Below are 20,029 nucleotides of genomic sequence, written 5' to 3' on the forward strand. Positions count from 1 at the left end.
GTGCCTAGGCGAGCTCCTTCAATGCCTCGGCGTTGAAGTCTTCGAGCGCATCGAACTGGCCCAGCCTGACCTTTCGCGCCCAGGCCGGATCGGAGAGCAAAGCGCGGCCGATGGCGACGAGATCGAACTCGTTATTCTCCATCCGCTCGACCAGGGCGTTGATGTCGCTCTTCTGCGAGCTCTCGCCCATGAAGGCGCCCATGAAGTCGGAGTTCAGACCGACCGAGCCGACCGTGATCGCCGGCTTGCCGGTCAGCTTCCTGCTCCAGCCGGCCAGGTTGAGATCGGAGCCCTCGAATTCGGGCAGCCAGAAGCGGCGCGTCGAGGCGTGGAACATGTCGACGCCGGCATCGGAGAGCGGACCGAGGAACGCTTCCAGCTCCTGCGGGGTGTAGGCGAGCTTCGCCTCGAAATCCTGTTGCTTCCATTGCGAGTAGCGCAGGATCACAGGCAGGTCGGCCGGGATTTCCGCGCGCACCGCGCGCACGATTTCCTGGACCAGCGTCGTGCGCTCGACCAGTCCGCCGCCATAGCGGTCATCGCGCTTGTTGGTGCCGTCCCAGAAGAACTGGTCGAGCAGATAGCCGTGCGCGCCGTGCAGCTCGATCGCGTCAAAGCCGATGTCCACCGCCGCCTTGGCGGCTTTGGCAAAACCGGCAATCGTGTCGGCGATGTCTTCCGCGGTCATCGGTTCGCCGATGATCTTGCCGTCCGGCAGGACACCGGACGGGCTGTCGGACGGCGCGTCGGGATGAGGGCCGGTGCCCGGCTTGCGCGCCAGGCCGACATGCCAGAGCTGGGGCGCGATCTTGCCGCCAACGGCGTGGACGGCTTCGACGACGCGCGCCCAGCCGTGCAGCGCTTCTTCAGTGTGGAAGTTGGGAATGGCGGGATCGAAGCTCGCACCCTCGCGGTCGATCGTGGTGCCTTCGGTCAGGATGAGGCCGACATCATTCTCGGCGCGCCGCTTGTAGTAGGCCGCGACATCCTCTCCCGGAACGCCGCCCGGGCTCTTGGACCGGGTCATGGGTGCCATGACGATCCGGTTGGCCAGCTCGAGGGAGCCGAGGGAAAACGGGCGGAAAAGGGCAGAGGGTCCGGGCATGAATCAGCTTCCAATGTTAAACAGGTTCGCGGCCTCAGGTGGGGCGGTCACCAGCCGATGACAAGACATAAAGGCATCGCGTACCAACTTGGCCGCGACAAATCAAAAAGGGGGGCGAGATGATGAAGCCGGTTCTGACATTGCTGGCGGGTTGGGCCCTGGCGGGTGCTTGCGCCACAACGGCGCCTGAAACCGCGCCGGTCGCGGGCGGCACGGTCGAGCGCCCGATTTCCTTTTCCGAGCTGCTGGAGCGGGCGAGGGCCAGCGCAGACGCGCGCATCGCGTATGGCGAGGGCGATCTGGAATACGGCGAGCTCTGGTTGCCGGAGGGGCCGGGGCCGCATCCGGTCGTTGCGATGATCCACGGCGGGTGCTGGCAGGCCTCGCTGCCGGGAACGATCCTGCAGGACTATCTGGCCGAGGATTTGCGCGCGCACGGCGTGGCGGTCTGGAATATCGAGTATGCGCGCATCGGTCATGAGGACGGGGCCTATCCCGGCACATTCGAGGACATTGCCGCCGGCATCGATCACTTGCGGGTTCTGGCAGGCCCCTACGGCCTCGACCTCGACCGGCTGGTGTTCACCGGCCACTCGGCCGGCGGTCATCTTGCCCTCTGGGCGGCAGCGCGCGGAGCGCTGGAGCCCGGCAGCGCGCTTTATCGCGAGGACCCGCTCCTGCCGGACGGTGTGATCACGCTGGCAGGTATCAACGACCTTGAAGACTACCGCGCGCACGGTCCGGGCCGGTGCGGGGAGCCGGGAACGGTCGACGCGCTGGGCGGGGCCGAGGCGGCGATGGATGACGACGTCTATGCGCAGATCTCGCCCGCGCAGCTGCTGCCCTTCGGTGTGAAGCAGATCATCATCTCCGGCGAAGTGGACCCGATCATGCCGCCCGTGCTGGGCGATCGCTATGTCTTGCTGGCCCGCGCGGCCGGGGAGTCTGCCCGGGCGGTCACGCTGGAGGCAGCCGGACATTTCGAGCTGATCGATCCCACCGCACCGGCCTGGCCGGCGATCCGGGCCGAAATCGATCGCCTGCTGGCACCGGAGCGCTGATCGCCCGGGCTTTCCAAGCGGAGCCCGGCGGCCTAAGCCGGGCCGGCTATTGAAGAGTGGGAGCGCGCATCGAATGGCAATGGACATGATCTGGCGCATGGTCGCCATTGGCCCGGCAGACCATCTGCGCCCGGCGCTGGAGCGCCTGGAGAACCAGGACCCGAGCCCGGTGCTGGGCTGCTCCCTGTTTGAGGAAGACGGGCCGGAAACGGTGCGCTTCGATGTGCTGTTCGCCGAGCAGCCGCGGCTAGACGAGTTCCTGGAGGCCCTGGGTATCGATGAGGCGCAGTGCGAGATCGCGTTCGGGCCGTTGCCGGAAGAAGACTGGGTCCGCCTGTCGCTGGAAGGGTTGAAGCCCGTCGAGGCGGGCCGCTTCGTCGTTTACGGGGCGCATGACCGCGAGAGCGTCCCGCCGGGCAAGACCGGTATCGAGATCGAAGCCGGACCGGCGTTCGGCACCGGCCATCACGGGACGACGAAAGGCTGCCTGATCGCCTGCGACCGCCTGGCTGATAGCCAGTCGCCGAAACGGGTTCTCGATCTTGGATGCGGCACCGGTGTGCTGGCGATCGCCGCCGCGCTGGTCTGGCCGCAGGCGGAAATCGTGGCCACCGACATCGACCCGGAAGCCATCGAGGAGACCGTGGTCAACGTGAAGAAGAACAAGGTTGAGGCACGCATTGAGAGCTTTGTCGCGGACGGGTTCGACGATGAGCGGCTGAGCGATCCGTACGATCTGATCTTCGCCAATATCCTGGCAGGCCCCTTGCAGCAGCTCGCCGCGGAGCTCGCGCAGCGTCTGACACCGGGCGGTGTGGCGGTCCTGTCCGGCCTGCTCGAACACCAGATCGACGCGGTGGAGGCCGCCTATCGCGGCGCGGGTCTGACCCCGGCCGGCCAGGAGCTGATCGATGGCTGGGCGATCCTGACCGTCAAGGCAGAGAGCCGCGCCACCGCGTAGTTCCTGCCGACTATGGGCGACATGAGATTGAAAGCGTCATCGGCTCCGCTTACCTTGCCCGCATGACACACCAGATTCAGAATTTCGACGTCAAGGGCGGCCCGCAATACGGACGCCAGAACCTGCCCAAAATCCGCGAGGCGCTCGACGCTGCGGGCCTGGACGGCTTCATCATTCCCCATGAGGACGAGTACAATAACGAGTACTTGCCCGATTATGCGGAAAGGCTGTCCTGGGCGACCGGCTTTACCGGCTCGGCCGGCGCGGCGATCGTGATGAAGGACCGCGCGGCGGTCTTCGTCGACGGGCGCTATACGGCGCAGGTGAAGGTCCAGGTCGATGGCAAGCTGTTCGACTACGCCGATCTGGACCCCGGCGTCGCCGGCTGGATCCGCGAACATGCGCGCAAGGGCGAGCGTATCGGCTACGACCCGCGCCTTCACTCGCCCGATGCGATGGCGCGCATCCAGGACGCGGCCGATCGCGCCGGCGCGGAACTGGTCTCGCTCGACACCAATCTGATCGACCGGGCCTGGGACGATCAGCCCGAACCGCCGCGGACCCCCGTAAGTGTGCATCCGGTCGAATTTGCCGGCGAGGACCACGAGTCCAAGCGCACGCGCATCGGCGACTCGATCAAGGATGACGGCGCCGATGCCGCGGTCCTGACCGACCCGACATCGATCGCCTGGCTTCTGAACGTGCGCGGCAATGACGTGGAGCGGTCGCCGCTCCCGCTGGCCTCGGTGATTCTGGAAGCCGATGGCCGCGTCAGCCTGTTCATCGAACCGTCCAAGCTGGACGACGAGGTGCGCAGCCATCTCGGCAATGCGGTGAGCATTCGCGATGAGAGCGAGTTTGCCGACGGTCTTGCAGAATTGACGTCCAAGACCGTGCGCGTCGATCCCGGTTCGTCCTCGGTCTGGGTCTTCGACACGCTGAAGGCCGCAGGCGCCAAGGTGCAGCGCAAGGCCGACCCGGTCGCCCTGCCCAAGGCCTGCAAGAATGCCTCGGAAGTCGAAGGCTCGCGCCAGGCGCATGTGCGCGACGGCGCCGCCATCGTGAGATTCCTGCACTGGCTGGATACCGAAGCCCAGTCCGGCGACGTGGACGAGATCACGGCCGCCCAGAAGCTGGAAGAGATCCGCAAGGCGAACCCGGAGCTGAAGGATCTGTCCTTCGAGACGATTTCCGGAGCCGGACCGAACGGCGCTCACCCTCACTACCGGGTGAATACCGATACGAATCTGAAGCTGGAAAAAGACTCCCTCTACCTGGTCGATTCCGGCGGACAGTATCGCGACGGCACGACGGATATCACCCGCACCGTCCCGATTGGACAACCCACGGCGGAAATGCGCCGGCACTTCACGCTCGTGCTCAAAGGCCATATCGCGCTGTCGCGCGTGCGCTTCCCGCAAGGCATTACCGGCAGCCAGCTCGACGCGCTGGCGCGCGAGCCGCTGTGGGCGGCCGGACTGGACTATGACCACGGTACCGGACATGGCGTGGGCAGCTATCTGGGTGTGCACGAAGGTCCCCAGCGCATTTCCAAGGCGCTGAACGCGATCGCGCTGAAGCCGGGCATGATCCTGTCCAACGAGCCGGGTTTCTACCTGCTCGGGTCGTACGGCATCCGGATCGAGAATCTGCAAGTGGTCACCGAGCCGGAAGAAATTCCCGGCGGGGACCGCAAGATGCTGGGGTTTGAAACCCTGACCATGGCGCCGATCCACAAGGGCCTGATCGATACGACCTTGCTGTCGCCGACCGAGATGGCGTGGCTGGATGCCTATCACGCCACCGTGCGCCAGCGCATTGCGCCGCTGGTCGACGGTGAGGTGGCCGCGTGGCTGGAAGAGGCCTGCCGTCCGTTGACCGGGGCAACGCCTTGAGCCGACATCGCAATGCCGCGCCGGCATCCGGCGTGGCACGATGACGGGTCCGCGATACGCGCTCGCCGCGGCGTTCGCCTTCCTGGCGGCGGCCTGCTTCTATTCGGAAGAGGAATTGATCGGGTTCTGGGGTGCGGATCGCGCCCTGGAGCCCGGCTTCTACACCCATACCCCCTTTCATCCTGAAGGCGGGGAATGGGGCAGGCCGACCTGGGCGGGAGAGATTGCCTACGAGAACCGGCGCTATTCCTCGCAGGTCGCAAATTTCCCCCATCCCGGCGCAAGGCTGCACCGCCTGGACGGGGATATCTATATCGTGCAGTGGGAACGCCAGGATGGGGTCGGCTACGCGATCGCGTTCAATTATCCCGGCATGCTGACCTATCACATGCCCGACTGCTCGGCCCTGCGCGAAACGGTGCGGGACGAGGCCGGGGTTGTTCTCGGCCCGGAGGGATATTGCCGCATCGACTCACTGTCCCAACTTGAGGACGTCATGCGGCTCTATCTGCGCGAACTGGACGGAGACGTCCGGCTGGACGGCATCTACCGCCGGGCCGACGCGGACTCCTGGGCAGAGTCCTGATCTCTAGCCTCCGCCGCCGGGCGTGAAGCTCGGGCTGTCCGAGGCCGGGAAACTCTCCTTCATCGCCTCGTCGACCTTGTTCTCATCCTTGTCGGACTGGGACTTTTTCTTCTTCTCGTCCTCGCGCTTGCCGCTCTGGTTTTCTTCACTCAAGCGTTTCTCGGTCATTTCAGCCTCCTCTAGCGGGTCGCTCATTTCTTCGGTTTGAGGTAATTGCTCGCCAAAGCGTTCACCGCGGCCGCCATCGATGGCCTGGTCCACGGGAACCTTCGCTGCGCCCGGATCGCTGTCGAACGGGCGGCGCTGGTCGGTGCGGTCGAGGTGCTTATCCTCGTCAAAGACTTCCGCCTCGACCTGATTGTCGGCGGGATTGTCCATGGACGCGTTCTCGCCGTCGGGACCGGGGTTGGCCGGGGTCGGCCTGCTGTTGCGATCAGCCATCTCGAAACCTCCCATGGGTTCAACTGTTGACGAGATAACGCGCGAGCCGTGCGCTGCGATCCCTCCTGCGTGCAGGTTCGGGCGAAATCGGTCCTGCTACGCCGGGGTGTGCGCCCTGCCGGCATCATGCGCGATTCACGGCCGGATTAGCGCGCCCGGAGCGCGGGAGGATTGACTGTCACTCCGCCCGGGCCTAGGTGGCGCTGCACTCTGATGCCGTGAACACAGGACGCCTTTCATGACCGATTTCTCCCAACTCGCCGCGAATGCCAAAGCCTGGCCGTTCGAACTGGCGCGCGAGGTGGAGAAACGCGTCGAGAAGACCAAGGCGCCCGGCGATACGGTCATCTTCGAGACCGGTTACGGGCCCTCCGGACTGCCGCATATCGGCACATTCGGCGAGGTGGCGCGCACCACGATGGTCATCAACGCCTTCCGGGTGCTGACCGGTGATCGCTACAAGGTGCAGCTTCTGTGCGTCTCCGACGATATGGACGGCATGCGCAAGGTGCCCGACAACGTGCCCAATCGCGAGGAGTTGGCCGGCTATCTCGACATGCCGCTGACCGCGGTGCCCGATCCGTTCGGGACCCATGACAGCTATGGCGCGCACATGAATGCGCGCCTGCGCGCCTTTCTCGACCATTTCCAGTTCGACTACAGCTTTGCCTCCGCGACCGAGCTGTACCGGACCGGGCGGTATGACGACGCGCTTCGCGCCACGCTGGAAAGTTTCGACAAGATCATGGCGGTCATGCTGCCCACGCTGGGTGAGGAGCGGCGCAAGACCTATTCGCCCGTGCTGCCGATTTCGCCCAAGAGCGGCAAGGTCCTCTACGTGCCGATGAAGGCGGTCGACGCGGCGGCCGGAACCGTCACCTTCGACGACGAGGACGGCGAGGAGCAGACGGTCAAGGTCACTGGCGGCGGTGCCAAGCTGCAGTGGAAACCCGATTTCGGGATGCGCTGGGCCGCGCTGGGCGTCGATTTCGAGATGTTCGGCAAGGACCACCAGGCCAATGCGCCGGTCTACTCGAAAATCTGCCGGATTCTGGGCGGGAACCCGCCGGTCCAGTTCGTCTACGAGCTCTTCCTCGACGACAAGGGCGAGAAAATCTCCAAGTCCAAGGGTAATGGCCTCGCCGTGGAAGACTGGCTGCGTTATGCGCCTTGGGAAAGCCTGTCCATGTACATGTTCACGAAGCCGAAAACGGCCAAGCGGCTGTTTTTCGACGTGATCCCCAAGGCCGTGGACGAGTACCGTCAGCACCTTGAGGCCTACCCGAAGCAGGAGCCGGACAAGCAGATCGAGAATCCGGTCTGGCACATCCATAACGGCCAGCCGCCGGCGCCGGGTGCCAATATCTCGTTCTCGCTCCTGCTCAACCTGGTCTCGGCCGCCAATGCGTCTGACAAGGATACGCTGTGGGGCTTCATCAGCCGCTACGCCCCGGAGGCTACGCCGCAGAGCGAGCCGTTTCTGGACCGCCTGACGAGCTACGCGATTGCCTATTACGAGGACTTCGTGAAGCCGGCCAAGGTCTATCGCGCGCCGACCGACCAGGAACGCGCGGCGATGGAAGACCTGGCCGCGCGGCTGAAGGCGCTGGATCCGGCCGAGACCGATGGCGAAGTCATCCAGACCGAGGTTTTCGCCGCCGGCAAGGCACACGATTTCGAGCCGCTGCGAGACTGGTTCAAGGCACTCTACGAAGTGCTTCTCGGCCAGAGCCAGGGACCGCGCTTTGGTAGCTTTGCCGCGATTTACGGCCTGCCCAAGACGATCGAGCTGATCGAGGGCGCGCTGGCGGGTGAAAACCGCTAGGCCGGAGTTCGGCTGCCAGCGGGCCAAGCGCCAATCTGTGTTCCGGTCTGGATTACTCGCCCGTCCGGGCTAGCCTTGGCGTCATGAAGATATTCGTCAGCCTTTTCGCGTCCTGTCTTGCCGCCTCCGCCATCGGAGTGGCGCACGCCCAGACTCAGCCGCGATCCGGGACGCAATCCGAGCTGCAAGGCGAGGGACCGGCCGCGGTCGAACCGGCAGAGAGCCTGGTCACCGCGCTGGCCCTTGAGGAGGCGCGCGCCGCGTTCGAGGCCGGAGCACTGGGCGAGGCCGAGCGTCTTGCCGCCGAGGCCGGCACGAAGGCGGGCAATCTGCTGGCAGCTGAGGCGGCGCTGACCCGACTGATGATCTGGGAGCCCGAGCTCGACCGCGAAGATGCGGCCGAGCGCGCCGATCACTATGCCGACCTGGTCCTGCAGGTCGATGCCAACCTGATGCAGGCCCATCTGCGCAAGGCGACGGCGCTGGGCTATCGCGCGCGCTTCCAGCCAGCCTGGCGCGCCTTTCTCAGCGGGTTGCCCCAGGCCTCGCGAGACCATTTGCGCGCGGGTCTGGAGCTGAATGACGACGACCCGCACCTCAATGCCGTCTATGGCGCGTGGAATCTCGAAGTCGTGCGGCGGGCCGGGGAGGGACGCCTGGGTGCCAGCCAAGAGGCCGGGCTGGAGCATTTCGCCAAAGCGCTCGACGAGGCGCCGGACGATGTGGGTATCGCCTATCATTTCGCACTGGCCATGCTCGCACGCGGCGGGGAGGACTCCCTGAGCCTCGCGCGCGACGCGCTGGGCCGCGCGATCGATGCTGCAGCTGACGATGTGCGGGCACGCGCACTCCAGCCCATGGCGATCGAGCTGCTGGCGTTGATGGACCGCGATATCGAGGCCGCGCGCGACGCTGCGATCTACCGGCTCGAGAACTAACGCTCCGTTTCCGATGAGTCGATTTTTGTTGACGCGGTGTCAGTAATTTTTTACATCTCGGCATGTCAAAAAAAGTCGACATGGGATCAAAGGAGTTTGACATGTCGTTCCAGGAAAAAAGCAATCTGGTCATGACGGTCATCACCGCCCTGGTCTACGGGGTATATTTTGCCAAGGTGATGCCTCCGGCCCTGAGCGAAGGGCCGTCCATGGACCTGGTCATGCCTTATCTGTTCGCGGCGGTCGTTTTTCTCGTCGTCGGCGGTGTCATCGCGCACATCCTGGTGGCGATGGCGGCGCCGAACGAGGCGGATGTGTCCGACGAACGCGATACGCTGATCGAGATGCGCGCAGATGCGCGCTCCGGCTACGTGATGAGCGCAGCGGCGGTGCTCTCGCTCGGCCTCGCATTGATGGACCAGCACCTGTTCTGGATCGTGCACATGATCCTGGGCGGCCTGGTGGCGGCGGAGCTGGTCAAGGGCGTGCTGCGCGCCATCGATTACCGCTTGGGGGGCTGAATGGCGAAAGCGACCCGCATCAAGAACCGCATCCGCGAGCTGCGCTTTCACGCCGGCGAAATGACCCAGGCCGAACTCGCCAAGCGGATCGGGGTCACCCGCCAGACCGTGCTCGCCATCGAACAGGGCAAATACTCGCCATCGCTTGAAGTGGCATTCCAGATCGCCGCCGTGTTCGAAACCCCGCTGACAGATGTGTTCGAATACGCGCCGGACGGTTCGCGCCAGGCCTGACCGCGCCCGGTTCGCCGTGCACGGAGAGGCCTGTGGCCGGCTACTGGCTGGCCCAGACGATACGCGCCATCCAGACCATGTCCCGGATTGCGAGAATCCGGTTTTCATAGGCGTCGTTGAGCGAAATGAGTTCGGCGGTCTCGGCGGTGACGCGGCCGAGCTCCTTGGCCATCACCTCTCCGTCGCGGGTCTTGACCACGACACGGTCGCCGCGCCGCGGCTGGGAATGGGGCGCGACCACGATGCGGTCGCCGGGCCGGTAGACCGGCCGCATCGAATCCCCGCTGATCTCCAGCGCATAGGCCTGATCGTCCTCGACGCCGGGAAAATAGATCTGCTCCCACCCGCTGCCGGCGGGAAATCCTGCATCGTCGAAGAAGCCGGCATTTCCGGCCTGGGCAAGGCCAATGAGGGGGACGGCGCGGCCTGCCTCGCGCCCGGTGGCCAGACCGGCGAACTCGTCAAAGCTGACACGTGCGGCGAAGAGGGCCTTTGACAGGCTCTCGGTGGACGGCCAGCGCGGCTTGGTGCCGTCCGAGGCAAAGCGCTTGGACGGGTTGAAGGTCGTCGCGTCGAGACCGGCTTCGCGCGCCAGGCCGGACGGGGACAGGCCGGCGCGCTCGGCCAAACGGTCGATTCCGCGCCAGATCTGGGCGTGTGTGAGCATGGCGGCTTTTCCTCGTCGATCTGAATTAAGTCGCGAAGAAGGAATTTTTTCCTCTAATCCTGCGCGACGTCAAGTCTAACTGCTTGCGCCTTCGGCGCGGCGAGGCTATGCGCGCGCTCATGACCGACACCGTGCTCTACCGCTTCGCCGATCCGGCAAGCCTGGCCGCCGCTTCTGCTTCCGGAGAATTCCGGGGCGAGGCGCTCGACGAACAAGACGGATTCATTCACTTGTCCACGCGCACCCAGCTTGCCGATACGCTGGACGCCCACTTTGCCGGGGTGGATCGAATCGCCCTGGCCGAGATTGACGGCGCGCATATCGCCGACATCGTGAAATGGGAGGTATCCCGCGGGGGAGAGCGCTTTCCCCATGCCTACGGCGCGATCCCGTTCTCGGCCATCGAAACGGTATATCTGCTCCGGCGCGGCGAGGACGGCGCCTGGCAATGGCCGGAGGCGCTGTGATGAGCGTTTACGACCTGGCGACACGCGCCTTGCACCTGCTTCCGGCTGAAACCGCTCATCGGGTGACGGTCAAGGCGCTCGGCCTCGGGCTGGGACCGGTGGACCTGTCGACGCCGGATCCGATCCTGCAGACCTCCATTGCCGGCATCGAGCTGGCCCATCCGCTGGGGCTGGCGGCCGGATTCGACAAGAATGCCGAGGCGCCCGACGCCCTCCTGCGCGCCGGATTCGGCTTCGTCGAAGTGGGTGCCGTGACGCCGCGCCCACAGGCCGGCAATCCCAAGCCGCGCGTTTTCCGGTTGAAAGAAGACAAGGCGGTGATCAACCGCATGGGCTTCAATAATGAGGGGCTGGACGCGCTCAAGGCGCGGCTGGAGGCGCGAAAGGGCCGCGGGGGTGTCGTGGGCGTCAATCTCGGGGCCAACAAGGATTCCGATGACCGGGCGGCCGATTATGCCCATCTTCTGGGTGCGCTCTCCGGGCTGGCAGATTTCTTCACGGTCAATATTTCTTCGCCCAACACGCCGGGCCTGCGCGGGCTTCAGTCGGGCGGCGCGCTCGATGCGCTGCTCCAGCGCGTCACAGACACGCGCTGGGCCGAACCGGTCTTCCTGAAGGTCGCGCCCGATCTCGAAGAGGGCGCGGTGGAGACGATCCTGGAGGCGGTGTCGCGCTACACCCTGTCCGGGCTGATCGTGTCCAACACGACGGTCGCCCGGCCGGACACCCTCAAATCGCCCCATGCTCAAGAGACTGGTGGCCTGTCAGGCCAGCCGCTCTATGTGCCGTCTACCGAAGTGCTGCGCGCGTTCCGGCGGGCGGCCGGCCGCGATCTCGCGATCATCGGCGTGGGCGGGATCTCGTCAGGCGAGACCGCCTACGCCAAGATCCGCGCCGGGGCCAACGCGCTGCAGCTCTACAGCGCGCTGGTCTATCAGGGGCCGGGGGCGGTGGTGCGCATCCGCGACGAGCTGGCCGCCTGTCTGAAGCGGGACGGTTTCTCGAGCCTGTCCGATGCGGTCGGCGTGGACGCCTAAGTCGTGAACTGACGGCGCAATCCCGGCCAGCCTGCGAGCAGGGTGACGGCGCGCGCGACGTAGTAGGCCAGAAAGGCCAGCCACAGCCCGGTTCCGCCAAGGGCCGGGCGCAGGGCAAAGTCGAGCGCCACGTAAATGAGAAGCGAGGCAATCATCGCGTTGCGCATGAGCGGGCCTTGTGTCGTGCCGATCATCAGGCCGTCCAGCTGCCAGCTTGCGACACCTGCCACCGGAACCAGGGCGCAGAAGGGCAGGAAGCGACGCGCCATTTCCCGTGCTTGCGGGTTGGTGGTCAGCAGGTCGACGAAGGTGCCGCCGAATACCCACAAGATGAGCGAAAGCGCGACGGCGAAGGCCAGAGCCTGTTCGCTGGTCAGACGAAGGGCATGCATCAGCCCGGTCCAGTCCTTGCGTCCGGCGGCCTTGCCGACAACCGCTTCGGTCACGTGGGCGAAAGCATCGAGGAAGAAGGCGCTCAGCGAGATGAACTGAAGCAGGATGGCGTTGCCGGCCAGCACCGCTTCGCCTTCGCGCAGGCTGGCCTCGTTGAACCAGTAGAAGCCGGCGATGAGGGCGACGGTGCGCAGGAAGATGTCGCGGTTGACCGACAAGAGACGTTTGAGCGGAGCCGCCGCGAAGAGATGGGTCAGGCGCGCGGCGGGCCGGGGCTTCAGCACGACCATCACGATCGCGCCAGCTGCGGCCAGGTGGACCCACTGGGCGAGGGCGCTGGCCGCGCCAACCCCGGCGAGCCCCCAGTCGAACCCGAAGACGAACAGCACCGAGAGGCCGGCATTGGTCAGGTTCAGCACGATCTGAAGCGTCAGGGCCAGTCCGGTACGCGACAGCCCGATAAGCCAGCCATAGACTGCATAGCCCGCCAATGCTGCTGGCGCACCCCAGATTCGCGCGGAGAAATAGCGGCCCGCGCCGCCTTCCACGGCCTCCCCGCCGGAGAACACCCACAGGCCGAGCTCGCGCAGGGGCAGCTGGAACACGATGAAGGCCAGGCCGAAGGCGAGGCCCAGCCCGCCAGCGCGCACGAGGGTCGCGCGCAGCTCGCTTTCGTCGCCTGCCCCTTCGGCCTGCGCGGTCAGCGCCGTGGAGCCCATGCGCAGGAAGCCGAGCGACCAGAAGAGCGCGTTGAAGATCAGCGTGCCCAGCGCGATGGCGGCGATATCGCTGGTGTCGCCGGTGCGGCCTACTACTACTACGTCTACCAGACCGACCAGTGGCGTCGCGATATTGGCGGCCATGATCGGCACGGCCTGGGCGAGGACCGATTGGCGGGTGAGGGGGGCTGCGCTCATCCGCACGCGATTAAGCGCTTCATTCAAGGGTCGCAAGAGCGTGATTTCGCCCTAGTCTCCCCCAGTGGACACGAACAGCAAGAAGGAAACAGCCGATGATCCGGGCGTATGCCACCAAAGAAGCCAACGGCAAGTTCGAGGTGATCGAGTACGATCCCGGCGCGCTCAAGGCCGACGATGTCGAGATTGAGGTGGAGAGCTGCGGGCTTTGCCATTCCGACCTGTCTCTGGTCGACGATGAATGGGGCGTCACCCAGTTCCCGATTGTCCCGGGCCACGAGGTGATCGGGCGGATCGTCGAGACGGGGCCGGCCGTGACGCATCTTCAGACCGGCGACCGGGTCGGTGTCGGCTGGTTCTCGCGGTCCTGCCTGACCTGCACGCCATGCATGAGCGGCGATCACAATATGTGCCCCTCGGTCGAACAGATCGCGGTCGGACGGCCGGGCGGCTTTGGCGAGCGGGTGCGTGTGCAGGCGAGCTGGGCGAACCGGCTGCCGGACTCGCTGGACCCGAAAAAGGCCGGGCCGCTGTTCTGTGGCGGTATTACCGTGTTCAATCCGCTTGTGCAGTTCGGTGTGCGCCCGACCGACAAGGTGGGCGTCATCGGTATTGGCGGGCTGGGCCATCTGGCCCTGCAATTCCTGCGGGCCTGGGGCTGCGAGGTGACCGCCTTTACCTCCACCGGCGCGAAGGCCGACGAGGCCCGCCGCTTCGGCGCTCATCGCGTGGTCGATAGCCGCGACAAGGACGCCCTCAAGGCCGAAGCGGGCCGCTATGACTTCATTCTTTCCACCGTGGCCGTGCCGCTGGAATGGGGGCGCTATTTCGCGGCGCTCGCTCCGCGCGGGCGTCTGCATACGGTGGGCGCAGTCTCCGAACCTATCGAGGTTCAGGCCTTTTCCCTGATCGGCGGGCAGAAATCGCTGTCCGGCTCCCCGCTGGGCAGTCCGGCAACGATCCGTCAGATGCTCGATTTCTGCGAGCGCCACGACATCGCACCCCAGATCGAGACGATGCCCATGAGCCGGATCGACGAGGCCTTCCAGCGCCTGCGCGACGGGAAGCCGCGTTACCGTATCGTGCTCGAGAACGATTTTTAGGGCTCTGCCAATGGGCCTGCCGATCGTCTTCCACGAGGCCTATGTGGCGCGTGACGTCCCGGCACGCCATCGCTTCCCCATGGGCAAGTTCAGGGCGGTAGCCGAAGCGCTGGTGGCGCAGGGTCTGGTGCGCGACCTCAGCGGGTTTCACCGTCCCGAACCTGCGCCAGCGCGCTGGCTGGAGCTCGCGCATACGCCCGGCTATGTCGAGCAGGTGCTCGGATGCCGGGTCGAGCCTACGCTGGAACGGCGCATCGGCTTCAAGATGACCGAGCCGGTGGCCCGGCGCTCGCGTTGCGCCGTGGCGGGAACCCTGCTCGCCGCGCGCCTCGCCCTCGAGACCGGCGCGGCGGCCAATACCGCCGGGGGCAGTCATCACGCCATGCCGGACGGCGGGGCGGGTTTCTGTGTGTTCAACGATGTCGGCGTCGCGGCCAAGCTGATGCTGACCGAGGGGGTGATTTCACGCGCACTGGTCATCGATCTCGATGTTCATCAGGGTGACGGGACGGCCCGGATATTCGAGACCGACCGGCGTGTCTTCACGCTTTCCGTCCATTGCGAAACCAACTGGCCGCGCCGCAAGGCGATCTCGGACCTGGACCTGGGACTGGATGCCGGGGTGGACGACGACGCCTATCTGGCAGCCGCGCGCGCCGCGATTGAAGACGCCCTGGAAGCCAGCCGCCCCGATATCGTCTTCTACAATGCCGGGGTCGACGTGCACCGCGAGGACCGTCTCGGCCTGCTCGATATCACCGATGAGGGACTGGCCCGCCGCGAACGCATGGTCTGCGACGCGGTGATGCGCCGGGGTCTGCCCATCGTCGGCGTGCTGGGCGGGGGATATACGCACGATCTCGACGCGCTGGCGCGCCGTCATACGATGATGCACGCCGCGCTCGCAGAAGGCCTGCGCCGGTTCGCATGAAAAAACCCGCGACCGGTTTTCACCGGCCGCGGGGCAGGGGTTCAAATTCGGCGCGCGAGGGGGTTAGGGAGCCGAACCAGAGACCAGACGCTATGCCGGGACGGATTACGCCAGCGTGGCGGAGGGATGTCTTGTTGGTAAGGTAGGCGCCGGTGTTTGGCTCAACCCGCACACCGCCTGGAGCAATATTTCACGGCGTCCCAGTCGCGCGCCCATTTCTTGCGCCAGCTGAATGGACGCTGGCAGGTCGGGCAGGTTTTCTGAGGCAGGTCCTGCCTGGCGGTGCCGGCGTCATTGACGTGTTTACGGCTCATCTGCCGTCGACCAGCCGCCGGGTCAGCGATTGCAGCGCCGGACGGACCAGGAGGAAGACACGGTAGAGACCTTCTCCGATCCAGACGAAGGGCGGCACGGTCGCGACATGGCCAAGCCAGCGCCAGCCGGGAGTGTCCTTCCAGAGTTCCGCGAATGCGGCGGCGCCCGAGACCAGACGGCCATCGCCCCGGCGCACATGAAACCGCTTCATCAAGGTGTCGCGAGATAGCGCCATGTCTTCGGGAACGCGCTGGGAAATGTCGCAAAACCGAGAAGATGCGCCCTGGCGCTTGTAGAGCCCGATTTCGGCGCGGCAGAGCGGACAGCTGCCATCGTAGAAGACCGTGGACTGCGGCCCTTGCGGAGCGGGGCTGTCATCAGCGGGGTTCGGCTTAGTCGTTTTTTCGTTTTCCGGTGCCATATGGTGAAAACTAGTCTGTTCCGGTGCCGGGAAAAGCGAAAAAGAGGTCTGTACGAGTGACGCGTCCGAATGCCGCGATTATCGGTGCCGGCCTGGCCGGAGCGGCCTGCGCGCGCCAGCTGACGGCCGCCGGGTACGAGGTCGTCCTGTTCGACAAGGGGCGCGGTCCGGGTGGGCGTCTGTCAACGCGCCGGGCCGACACGCCGCTTGGAGAGATCGCGTTCGACCATGGCGCGCAATTCCTCACCGCGCGGTCGGACAGTTTCCGCGCCTTTCTCGCTCAAGCCTGCAAAGACGGATTTGCTGCCGAGTGGGCCGGCCGGGTCGTGTCGATCGACCGCGGCGGCAACAGCGTGCCGCTCAAGGCTGATACCCGCTATGTCGGCACGCCGGGAATGAATGCCATCGTGAAGGCTGCGCTTCATGAGCTGGATGCTCGGTTCGCGCACCGCGTGACACGCCTGTCCGGCAAGCCGGGCGCCTGGACGCTGCGTTTCGAAGACGGATCGAAAGCCGGACCGTTCGACCGGATCGCCATCACCATTCCGCCCGAACAGCTGATCGACCTGCTGGCGCGCAGCGATGGCGATTTTCCGGAGATGATCCTGGAAGCGCGCGACGCCAGAATCGCGCCTTGCCAGGCGGTGATGGCGGCTTTCGATGCGCCATTCGATCCGGGCTTTGCCGGCGCAAAGTTGCTGGGCGGGGGTGTGCGCTGGATCGCGCGGATGAATTCGCGCCCCGGCTATAGCGGGCCGGAGGCCTATGTGCTGCATGCCTCGCCGGACTGGTCGCGCGTTCATCTGGATGCGGAGCCTGAAGACGTCATCCGCACGCTGTGCGAGGAGATGTTCGTGCGGTTCGGCCTGCCCAGACCGGCCTGGGCCACCGCGCATCGCTGGCTCTATGCGCTGAGCGAAGAAGCGCCCGGCACCCCGGCCGCGATCGACGAGACCGGAACGGTGGGCTGTGGGGGAGACTGGCGGCTCGGGCCGCGGGCGGAATTTGCCTGGACGAGCGGCGAGGCGCTCGCACAAAGGCTCGCAGGCAAACTCTAGGCTTCTTGCGGCGCCGGCTTGATCAGAAAATGGCCGCGAAGCCCGGCCACGTGAGCGCCGCGGCGCTCCTGCCAGGCTTCCACGCTGACATTGGCCACGCGTGAGCCCTGGCGGGTGATCGAGGCCCTGGCGTACACGTCGGCCGGCTTGCCCGGGCGCAGATAATCCACAGACACATCGATGGGCTTGGGTAGCGCCAGCAACGGAGTTGCCGCCAGGAGGGCCGCCGAGGCGGTGATTTCCATGAAAGCCCCGATCGCCCCGCCATGCAGGGCGGGAATGAGCGGGTTGCCGATCAGCGCCTCCGCGTAGGGCAGGGTGGCAGTGAGCTCGTCGCCGTGATTGTCGAAACGCACGCCCAGTTTCTGCACATAGGGCGCGGACAGGAGAAGCTCGAGACGCTCGATCATGTCTTCACCTGCGAGATCGGAGACGCGCCGGCCTTCAACTCGGCCCGGGCGCGCTTGGCCGCAGCCTCGCCCGCCTTGGTGACCATGAAGGCGGCGGTGGCCCGTGCGACCGGATCGTCACGGTCTCCGTCATGCGCGATGGCGGAGACGAAGGCGAAAAGGCCCGACACCTTCACGCACTCGGCTTCGGCCAGAACATCTTCGCCCGGGCGGGCCGGACGCATGTAGTCCAGGCGCAGGTCCAGTGTCGCATTCGCCTTCTTGCCGCCCATCGCGGCAAAGGCCGCCATGCCGCACGCATGATCGAGCAGGGCCGTCACAACGCCGCCATGGAGCACGCGGGTTTCCGGATCGCCGATCAGATCTTCGCGATAAGGGGCGCGGATCGACGCGCCATTCGGCGTGATAGTTTCAAGCTGGAAGCCCAGCGCTGCGGCATGCGGACTGCCGTCGACCAGAAACGGGCGCAGAGAATCGAGATGGGCCTGAATATCCTCGCTCATGTCCGGTGGTGTAACGCGGAAGGCGAAACAGAGCTAGGCCGCGTGACGGCGGTACACGATGGCTTCCAGGCCGTTGACGAGCTCGGCCCGGATTTGGGCGTCAGCGCCGCGCAAATCGTCCAGGCGCGCGAGTGTGGACCGGTGCAGATCGACGATCTCGCGGGCTTGCGGGGTCAGCGTGCTCACCGATTCCAGAAACTGGCGCAGAGAGCGGCCCACGCGCGCACCGATCGGGTCGCCGCGGCGCATGGACTGGAACGCCATGTCGTCGGCCTGGTTGAGAGCGGCCTGGACGCTGTCCACCAGACCGGCGCCCACATCAAGCCCGCGCTTGAAACCGATGGACTCGTCGGGCTGCGGGGGGCAGCGGCGGCGACGGTCGGGGCCGGTAAAGCGCGACGTGGCGATGAAGCGGGGGCGGTGCGTCGTAATCTGATCGAGACGCGTGCGGATCGTGCCGGCAGAGAAGGGGCGAAGCAGCAGGCCATCGGCGCCGGCATTGCGGGCGTCCTCAATGTCGATGACGGGCCGGCGTTCGGTTAGCAGCACCGCTTCGGCACGCCGGGCCGGGCTTTCGATCGCCCGCATACGGCGAACGACGCGCAACGCGTCGGTTTCGGAATCCGGCGACCAGCCGACGATGAGGATGGAGTCGGGTGTATCGGCAACGATCTGGTGCGCGTCGACTGGGCAGGCGGTTGGAGTGATCGTCTCGGCACCGATGAAGCGCAGGATTTCCACCGTCAGGCGCCGCAGAAATCCTGTCGGCTCATAAACGACCAGCGTGCGCTTGTCCCAACTCGGTTTGGGCTTGACGCTGTCATCGACGATTTCGAAATTATCCATTACCGCCCCCGGCACTCTTGCAAGGCGGTGTGGATAACTCGAAGCGGCTGCGAATGCGCGCGCTTTCTGGTGGTGTGGTAAACCCTGCGTTTACAAGGTTGGACGCGAAATCACGGGCCTTAACGGTTCGAAACGGCCCGGATAACGCGCCAGACAATCCAGATCGGGATGACCAGGACCGCGCCGAGGAAGAAATACTGGACGGCCCACCCCAGTGAATCGGCGATGATCACGAAGAAGCTGCGCCAGGCCTCACCGACCGCGCCGAAGAAATCCACCCAGAGCGTGGCCGGGTCGACATTGAAAACCGCGAGGACAAGGCCGGCCAGCACGCACAGGAAAAAGATCGCGATCAGGTCGGATGGCCGGATCGAGAGCAGGCGGCTCAGGAAGGTCTTGCGCGGGGCCGCGTCTTCGGAGCGTGTGGGGCTATCGTTACTCATGGGCGTCTTGTCTCCGGCAAATGCGGCGGGGTGATGGCGCCCCGCCGCGTTCGCGTGACAGGCCGGCTATCCGGCCTTCTTCTGAATTTCCACCTGGTGAGGATAGGGGATTTCGATCCCGTTTTCATCAAATGCGATCTTGATCGCCTTGAGCATGTGGAAATGCACCGGCCACAGATCGCCGGAATTGACCCAGGCGCGCACCGTAATGTCCACCGAGGAGCCGCCGTGGGCGCTGACCTCGCAGAAGAGCGGGGGATCCTGGAGAACCCGGTCATCGGCCTCGAAGACCTCCCGGATCACGCGCTGCGCCTTGTCGATATCGTCGTCGTAGGAGACGGAGAAGACAAAATCGGCCCGGCGGGTGGGGTAGGCGGAATAATTGGTGATGACATCGCCCCAGGCCTGACCGTTGGGCACGATGATCTGCTTGTTGTCGACCGTGTTCAGCTCGGTGAAAAACAGGGTGATGTCCTTCACGCTGCCGGTGGCGTCTGCGATCTCCACGAAGTCGCCGATGCGGTAGGGACGAAACAGGATCACCATCACGCCGGCCGCGAAATTGGACAGCGTGCCCTGAAGGGCGAGACCGATCGCCAGGGCCAGCGCACCGAGTGCGGCAACGATCGACGTCGTCTCAACGCCGAACCGGTTGAGCACGGCGATCAATACGATCGCCAGGATGGCGTAATAGGCGGTGGACGAGAAGAAGCCGGCCAGCGTGGCGTCGATGCGCTCGCTTCGAAGCGACGCGTTGCGAATCTTGCGCTTTACCAGTCCGGCGATCACGAAGCCGACCACCAGAATGAGTGCGGCCAGAAGCACGTTGAGGGCCGCCGTCGCGCCGACCCGGACGACGTATTCGAGGATCTGGCCCGGCTGGAAGCCTTCCATATTCGTAGGTGACATAGTCGTTCTATCTCCTGCTCGATCAATGGCTCGGTCGGGAGA

Annotated in this window: 24 protein-coding genes; 13 read left to right on the forward strand and 11 right to left on the reverse strand. The window is 65.4% G+C overall.

Translation table 11 applies throughout. From position 1 onward, the window contains the following. Nucleotides 1-4 precede the first annotated feature (4 nt). Nucleotides 5-1,105 (reverse strand): NADH:flavin oxidoreductase, encoded by a 1,101-nt coding sequence (locus PGP17_RS07215; protein WP_270374788.1) that lies wholly within the window; start codon nt 1,103-1,105, stop codon nt 5-7. 119 nt (nt 1,106-1,224) lie between these two features. Between PGP17_RS07215 and PGP17_RS07220 the strand changes: the two genes are divergently transcribed. The 4 genes from PGP17_RS07220 to PGP17_RS07235 all read left to right on the forward strand — a co-directional run bounded on the left by PGP17_RS07220 (nt 1,225) and on the right by PGP17_RS07235 (nt 5,608). Beyond that, on the forward strand, nt 1,225-2,166 hold the full coding sequence (locus PGP17_RS07220; protein WP_270374789.1) for an alpha/beta hydrolase family protein: 942 nt from the start codon (nt 1,225-1,227) through the stop codon (nt 2,164-2,166). 73 nt (nt 2,167-2,239) lie between these two features. Beyond that, complete coding sequence (locus PGP17_RS07225) at nt 2,240-3,127, forward strand: 50S ribosomal protein L11 methyltransferase (protein WP_270374790.1); 888 nt, start codon at nt 2,240-2,242, stop codon at nt 3,125-3,127. Between the two features lie 62 nt (nt 3,128-3,189). Further along, nucleotides 3,190-5,022, forward strand: a complete 1,833-nt coding sequence (locus PGP17_RS07230) for an aminopeptidase P family protein (RefSeq protein ID WP_270374791.1) — start codon at nt 3,190-3,192, stop codon at nt 5,020-5,022. A 40-nt stretch (nt 5,023-5,062) separates the two neighbouring features. Next, complete coding sequence (locus tag PGP17_RS07235) at nt 5,063-5,608, forward strand: hypothetical protein (protein WP_270374792.1); 546 nt, start codon at nt 5,063-5,065, stop codon at nt 5,606-5,608. Between the two features lie 3 nt (nt 5,609-5,611). Here the strand turns inward: PGP17_RS07235 and PGP17_RS07240 are convergent, their stop codons facing one another. Beyond that, on the reverse strand, nt 5,612-6,049 hold the full coding sequence (locus PGP17_RS07240) for a hypothetical protein (RefSeq protein ID WP_270374793.1): 438 nt from the start codon (nt 6,047-6,049) through the stop codon (nt 5,612-5,614). Nucleotides 6,050-6,287: 238 nt separating this feature from the next. Between PGP17_RS07240 and PGP17_RS07245 the strand changes: the two genes are divergently transcribed. The 4 genes from PGP17_RS07245 to PGP17_RS07260 all read left to right on the forward strand — a co-directional run bounded on the left by PGP17_RS07245 (nt 6,288) and on the right by PGP17_RS07260 (nt 9,567). Beyond that, nucleotides 6,288-7,874, forward strand: coding sequence for a lysine--tRNA ligase (locus PGP17_RS07245; RefSeq protein WP_270374794.1), 1,587 nt, complete (start codon nt 6,288-6,290; stop codon nt 7,872-7,874). Between the two features lie 83 nt (nt 7,875-7,957). Further along, nucleotides 7,958-8,812, forward strand: coding sequence for a hypothetical protein (locus tag PGP17_RS07250; protein ID WP_270374795.1), 855 nt, complete (start codon nt 7,958-7,960; stop codon nt 8,810-8,812). A 101-nt stretch (nt 8,813-8,913) separates the two neighbouring features. After that, the gene (locus PGP17_RS07255; RefSeq protein ID WP_270374796.1) at nt 8,914-9,333 is read left to right on the forward strand and encodes a hypothetical protein; all 420 of its coding nucleotides are present in this window, start codon (nt 8,914-8,916) and stop codon (nt 9,331-9,333) included. Then, nucleotides 9,334-9,567, forward strand: a complete 234-nt coding sequence (locus PGP17_RS07260; RefSeq protein WP_270374797.1) for a helix-turn-helix transcriptional regulator — start codon at nt 9,334-9,336, stop codon at nt 9,565-9,567. Between the two features lie 40 nt (nt 9,568-9,607). Here the strand turns inward: PGP17_RS07260 and PGP17_RS07265 are convergent, their stop codons facing one another. After that, entirely contained in the window at nt 9,608-10,234 is a 627-nt protein-coding gene (locus PGP17_RS07265) for a S24 family peptidase (protein WP_135943280.1), read from the reverse strand. Nucleotides 10,235-10,353: 119 nt separating this feature from the next. On the opposite strand from PGP17_RS07265, the gene PGP17_RS07270 reads away from it, so the two are divergent. Both PGP17_RS07270 and PGP17_RS07275 read left to right on the forward strand, forming a co-directional pair. Continuing rightward, entirely contained in the window at nt 10,354-10,701 is a 348-nt protein-coding gene (locus PGP17_RS07270; RefSeq protein WP_135943281.1) for a DUF952 domain-containing protein, read from the forward strand. Beyond that, complete coding sequence (locus PGP17_RS07275; protein ID WP_270374798.1) at nt 10,701-11,738, forward strand: quinone-dependent dihydroorotate dehydrogenase; 1,038 nt, start codon at nt 10,701-10,703, stop codon at nt 11,736-11,738. The genes PGP17_RS07270 and PGP17_RS07275 overlap by 1 nt, the downstream gene beginning before the upstream one ends. Here PGP17_RS07275 and PGP17_RS07280 read toward each other — a convergent pair. Continuing rightward, the gene (locus tag PGP17_RS07280; protein WP_270374799.1) at nt 11,735-13,048 is read right to left on the reverse strand and encodes an MATE family efflux transporter; all 1,314 of its coding nucleotides are present in this window, start codon (nt 13,046-13,048) and stop codon (nt 11,735-11,737) included. The genes PGP17_RS07275 and PGP17_RS07280 overlap by 4 nt on opposite strands. Nucleotides 13,049-13,143: 95 nt before the next feature. Here PGP17_RS07280 and ahr point away from each other — a divergent pair, with 95 nt between their 5' ends. Next, nucleotides 13,144-14,151, forward strand: coding sequence for an NADPH-dependent aldehyde reductase Ahr (gene ahr, locus PGP17_RS07285; protein ID WP_270374800.1), 1,008 nt, complete (start codon nt 13,144-13,146; stop codon nt 14,149-14,151). Between the two features lie 10 nt (nt 14,152-14,161). Further along, nucleotides 14,162-15,082, forward strand: coding sequence for a histone deacetylase family protein (locus PGP17_RS07290; protein WP_270374801.1), 921 nt, complete (start codon nt 14,162-14,164; stop codon nt 15,080-15,082). Between the two features lie 161 nt (nt 15,083-15,243). On the opposite strand, the gene PGP17_RS07295 is transcribed toward PGP17_RS07290, so the two are convergent. Continuing rightward, a complete protein-coding gene (locus tag PGP17_RS07295; RefSeq protein ID WP_270374802.1) occupies nt 15,244-15,396 on the reverse strand; it encodes a DUF2256 domain-containing protein in 153 nt (50 codons plus the stop codon). Continuing rightward, entirely contained in the window at nt 15,393-15,818 is a 426-nt protein-coding gene (locus PGP17_RS07300; RefSeq protein WP_270374803.1) for a thiol-disulfide oxidoreductase DCC family protein, read from the reverse strand. Before PGP17_RS07300 ends, PGP17_RS07295 begins: the two co-directional genes overlap by 4 nt. A gap of 56 nt (nt 15,819-15,874) precedes the next feature. On the opposite strand from PGP17_RS07300, the gene PGP17_RS07305 reads away from it, so the two are divergent. After that, nucleotides 15,875-16,876: an NAD(P)/FAD-dependent oxidoreductase gene (locus tag PGP17_RS07305; protein WP_270374804.1), complete on the forward strand. Its 1,002-nt coding sequence runs from the start codon at nt 15,875-15,877 to the stop codon at nt 16,874-16,876. On the opposite strand, the gene PGP17_RS07310 is transcribed toward PGP17_RS07305, so the two are convergent. From PGP17_RS07310 to PGP17_RS07330, 5 genes are all read right to left on the reverse strand, one after another. Further along, complete coding sequence (locus PGP17_RS07310) at nt 16,873-17,286, reverse strand: PaaI family thioesterase (RefSeq protein ID WP_135943289.1); 414 nt, start codon at nt 17,284-17,286, stop codon at nt 16,873-16,875. The two genes, PGP17_RS07305 and PGP17_RS07310, sit on opposite strands and share 4 nt — an antisense overlap. After that, a complete protein-coding gene (locus tag PGP17_RS07315; RefSeq protein ID WP_270374805.1) occupies nt 17,283-17,789 on the reverse strand; it encodes a PaaI family thioesterase in 507 nt (168 codons plus the stop codon). Before PGP17_RS07315 ends, PGP17_RS07310 begins: the two co-directional genes overlap by 4 nt. A 33-nt stretch (nt 17,790-17,822) precedes the next feature. Further along, a complete protein-coding gene (locus PGP17_RS07320) occupies nt 17,823-18,635 on the reverse strand; it encodes a hypothetical protein (protein WP_270374806.1) in 813 nt (270 codons plus the stop codon). 119 nt (nt 18,636-18,754) lie between these two features. Continuing rightward, nucleotides 18,755-19,078: a DUF6460 domain-containing protein gene (locus PGP17_RS07325; protein ID WP_135943292.1), complete on the reverse strand. Its 324-nt coding sequence runs from the start codon at nt 19,076-19,078 to the stop codon at nt 18,755-18,757. A 66-nt stretch (nt 19,079-19,144) separates the two neighbouring features. Then, on the reverse strand, nt 19,145-19,987 hold the full coding sequence (locus PGP17_RS07330) for a mechanosensitive ion channel family protein (protein WP_270374807.1): 843 nt from the start codon (nt 19,985-19,987) through the stop codon (nt 19,145-19,147). Nucleotides 19,988-20,029: the final 42 nt, after the last annotated feature.

The sequence above is a fragment of the Marinicauda sp. Alg238-R41 genome (assembly GCF_947331485.1).
Lineage (GTDB): Bacteria > Pseudomonadota > Alphaproteobacteria > Caulobacterales > Maricaulaceae > Marinicauda > Marinicauda pacifica.

Excerpts from the sequence above, each read along its gene's own strand:
- PGP17_RS07215 (WP_270374788.1), bottom strand. The coding sequence starts at position 1,105 with ATGCCCGGACCCTCTGCCCTTTTCCGCCCGTTTTCCCTCGGCTCCCTC.
- PGP17_RS07220 (WP_270374789.1), top strand. The coding sequence starts at position 1,225 with ATGATGAAGCCGGTTCTGACATTGCTGGCGGGTTGGGCCCTGGCGGGT.
- PGP17_RS07225 (WP_270374790.1), top strand. The coding sequence starts at position 2,240 with ATGGCAATGGACATGATCTGGCGCATGGTCGCCATTGGCCCGGCAGAC.
- PGP17_RS07230 (WP_270374791.1), top strand. The coding sequence starts at position 3,190 with ATGACACACCAGATTCAGAATTTCGACGTCAAGGGCGGCCCGCAATAC.
- PGP17_RS07235 (WP_270374792.1), top strand. The coding sequence starts at position 5,063 with ATGACGGGTCCGCGATACGCGCTCGCCGCGGCGTTCGCCTTCCTGGCG.
- PGP17_RS07240 (WP_270374793.1), bottom strand. The coding sequence starts at position 6,049 with ATGGCTGATCGCAACAGCAGGCCGACCCCGGCCAACCCCGGTCCCGAC.
- PGP17_RS07245 (WP_270374794.1), top strand. The coding sequence starts at position 6,288 with ATGACCGATTTCTCCCAACTCGCCGCGAATGCCAAAGCCTGGCCGTTC.
- PGP17_RS07250 (WP_270374795.1), top strand. The coding sequence starts at position 7,958 with ATGAAGATATTCGTCAGCCTTTTCGCGTCCTGTCTTGCCGCCTCCGCC.
- PGP17_RS07255 (WP_270374796.1), top strand. The coding sequence starts at position 8,914 with ATGTCGTTCCAGGAAAAAAGCAATCTGGTCATGACGGTCATCACCGCC.
- PGP17_RS07260 (WP_270374797.1), top strand. The coding sequence starts at position 9,334 with ATGGCGAAAGCGACCCGCATCAAGAACCGCATCCGCGAGCTGCGCTTT.
- PGP17_RS07265 (WP_135943280.1), bottom strand. The coding sequence starts at position 10,234 with ATGCTCACACACGCCCAGATCTGGCGCGGAATCGACCGTTTGGCCGAG.
- PGP17_RS07270 (WP_135943281.1), top strand. The coding sequence starts at position 10,354 with ATGACCGACACCGTGCTCTACCGCTTCGCCGATCCGGCAAGCCTGGCC.
- PGP17_RS07275 (WP_270374798.1), top strand. The coding sequence starts at position 10,701 with ATGAGCGTTTACGACCTGGCGACACGCGCCTTGCACCTGCTTCCGGCT.
- PGP17_RS07280 (WP_270374799.1), bottom strand. The coding sequence starts at position 13,048 with ATGAGCGCAGCCCCCCTCACCCGCCAATCGGTCCTCGCCCAGGCCGTG.
- ahr (WP_270374800.1), top strand. The coding sequence starts at position 13,144 with ATGATCCGGGCGTATGCCACCAAAGAAGCCAACGGCAAGTTCGAGGTG.
- PGP17_RS07290 (WP_270374801.1), top strand. The coding sequence starts at position 14,162 with ATGGGCCTGCCGATCGTCTTCCACGAGGCCTATGTGGCGCGTGACGTC.
- PGP17_RS07295 (WP_270374802.1), bottom strand. The coding sequence starts at position 15,396 with ATGAGCCGTAAACACGTCAATGACGCCGGCACCGCCAGGCAGGACCTG.
- PGP17_RS07300 (WP_270374803.1), bottom strand. The coding sequence starts at position 15,818 with ATGGCACCGGAAAACGAAAAAACGACTAAGCCGAACCCCGCTGATGAC.
- PGP17_RS07310 (WP_135943289.1), bottom strand. The coding sequence starts at position 17,286 with ATGATCGAGCGTCTCGAGCTTCTCCTGTCCGCGCCCTATGTGCAGAAA.
- PGP17_RS07315 (WP_270374805.1), bottom strand. The coding sequence starts at position 17,789 with ATGAGCGAGGATATTCAGGCCCATCTCGATTCTCTGCGCCCGTTTCTG.
- PGP17_RS07320 (WP_270374806.1), bottom strand. The coding sequence starts at position 18,635 with ATGGATAATTTCGAAATCGTCGATGACAGCGTCAAGCCCAAACCGAGT.
- PGP17_RS07325 (WP_135943292.1), bottom strand. The coding sequence starts at position 19,078 with ATGAGTAACGATAGCCCCACACGCTCCGAAGACGCGGCCCCGCGCAAG.
- PGP17_RS07330 (WP_270374807.1), bottom strand. The coding sequence starts at position 19,987 with ATGTCACCTACGAATATGGAAGGCTTCCAGCCGGGCCAGATCCTCGAA.